This window comes from Cellvibrio sp. (assembly GCF_053579595.1).
In genome coordinates, this window is sequence record NZ_JBRFPI010000534.1 from 1 (window position 1) to 2270 (window position 2270).

A 2270-nucleotide genomic window follows, 5' to 3' on the forward strand; every position below is an offset into this window, starting at 1 on the left:
TGGCGAGTGGAGCTAAAGGGATAAATTAATATTGTGTATCTCTCTATTTGTTTAAAATCGTTTGTTTGGAAAAAAAACGGAACCCATCAGGTTCCGTTTTTTATCATCCCACTGTCAATCAGACCACAACCCCGGGGATTGGACCTTGGGAGCTATAGGGCGCAATAATTCCATAAGCCCCTACAGCGAGCGCAACCGTGTCCATAATTTGCGTATGTTCAGCTGCTCTCAGGACTTGCCCCTTACGAATAGAACTGCCACCACCGGCGAACATAAACGGCGCGTTGATGCCGGTGTTATCACTGGTGTCGGCCATATTGGTCACTTGTACTACCAATGTGGAGTCTAATAAGGGGGCTCCGTTGATATCCGTGTTGGTTTGTAGTTGTTGGATTAAATGGGTGAGTCTTTGGCTTAAATAGGCGCGATAAGCCGTGTATTCAGCTGAACCCGGAAAGCCATTTGCCGCCTGCGCGTAAGAATAATTAAAGCCGGTAGCAACAAAGTCTTCCTCATCATTACCCATCAACATAGTAACTACGTGCGTCAATCCACATTTTATCGCCGTAACAGCGTTGTTTGTTTGTAACTCCCACAGGCGGGTGAATTGCTGACCGTCGTTAGGATTTATACTTCCTGTTGGCCAACTTTGCTGTTGCAAGTCGCAGTCAGGCCCAAAACCTCCGGGCGAAAGTTCTGCCTGCAATTCTGCTATTGCATCCTGATTTGCCTGCAAGCGCGTGCTTGCAAAATTACTTAACTGCTGTTGTAGCTGTTGCACTGCCTTCAAGTTAATACTGAGTTGTTTCTGTTGCTGATCAAACCCGGTACCGTAAAGCGACGACCCGGTGCGCAAGATTTCAAATGCGCGCGCTGGATCGGTAATTACCGGTGTTCGTGTCCAGCTGTTGATGGCGGACACAGATGTATCGCGCGATAGCACGCCTAATTGAATGGATTTAAAGGGGGTGCTGCCACCGAGTACATCCCCTAATGCCAGGTCGATCGTTTTTGGCGCTCTGGTTAAACCGCCCAGTGCTGTTTGAGCAAGGCCGTGGCCATGACCGTTCATATCCGCACCGAAAAACACGCACTCATTTTTTACCGGTTCGAGCGGTGCTGAAGCGGGTTTTAAATTGAATGCTGCATCGGGCGAGACGCTCGCAGCACCGCGTGGGGCACCACCTGGTATAAAAACAAAAATAACATTTTTAACGGATGTCGCCGCTCGAGCGGCATTAGCAAATCCAACGCCTGCGGTGAGCAGGCCGGTATTGATAAGTGGTGCAGAAGCCATCATTTTTAAGAGCTGGCGACGGTTGTTGTGAATATTTTTTTCTTGGGTTTTCATGATTCAATCCTTCCTTAAGTCACAAAATGAATGTGTGAAAATTATTGGCTGCGATCTTTGCGATAGCGCACGGCGTGCAAGCTGCCTAAACGTTTCAGCAGCGCGCGAACGTTATTTCCGTTGCTGGTTAGCGCGTAGTCCAGGCGATCTTTTTCACAGGCATAATCAGATTGTTCGGCAGTTGATAACCTTGTTGCTCCTGCTTTGGTTGGATCAAAATATTGTGTTCCCGTGCCGAACGCAGCGCGGAAATTGTGTTCGACAAAGCAGTAGCGAACTGCATCCAGAGTAGAGATTTTTTGTGCAAGTTCTTCGGCATTCGCAAACGCAATACTGGCTCCATCGGTAGGGCTGGTAATTCCGGTAAAGACGCCTGCGGAATTAATGGGGATGTCATACATGTTGTGTGTGCGTCGGCGGCTGCCCGCATCCAGATTTTGATAGGCGTAACCCACTTGCAGGAACGGGTTGTCTCGCCACTCTGGCGTGTCCTGTAAGTTGTAGCTGTAGGCATTCTGGCACAGCAGGCGGTTGCGGATTGCCAGTGCAAAAGCCGGTGACGACGGTTCAGTCAGTGAGCTTTTGCTGGCAACAAAAGCCCCGCTGGTCAACAAGCCCCCTTGGCGAATATGGCTGGGAAAATTGGTTTTGACGAACTTGTCCTGATTAACGATAACGCTACCCAAGCCATAAAAATTCACCAGGGTTTCGTTAACTATGCCGTAATTATTCGCCAATAATTTACTAAATGGTCCCGCTCCATCTAACGCAATGTGATTGAAATACTCCTGCATTTCCATGCGCATGGATTCATCAACCTTGGCGTTGAAACCGCTAACCGTCACCGGGAACAGGTTGGAATTGGTTGCGCCAGCCTCCAGCCACTGGCTCGCGAACCTGCCAAAGTGTACGCGCGCAC

The 2270-nt window shown here is 49.2% G+C and carries 2 protein-coding genes; both read right to left on the minus strand.

Going from position 1 to position 2270, the window contains the following annotated elements; all coding sequences use genetic code 11:
• Positions 1-118: 118 nt before the first annotated feature.
• Positions 119-1351, minus strand: a complete 1233-nt coding sequence (locus tag ACWA6V_RS20805) for a DUF1552 domain-containing protein (RefSeq protein WP_449524277.1) — start codon at positions 1349-1351, stop codon at positions 119-121.
• 41 nt (positions 1352-1392) lie between these two features.
• A partial coding sequence (locus ACWA6V_RS20810) for a DUF1592 domain-containing protein (protein WP_449524278.1) occupies positions 1393-2270 on the minus strand: 878 nt, incomplete at its 5' end.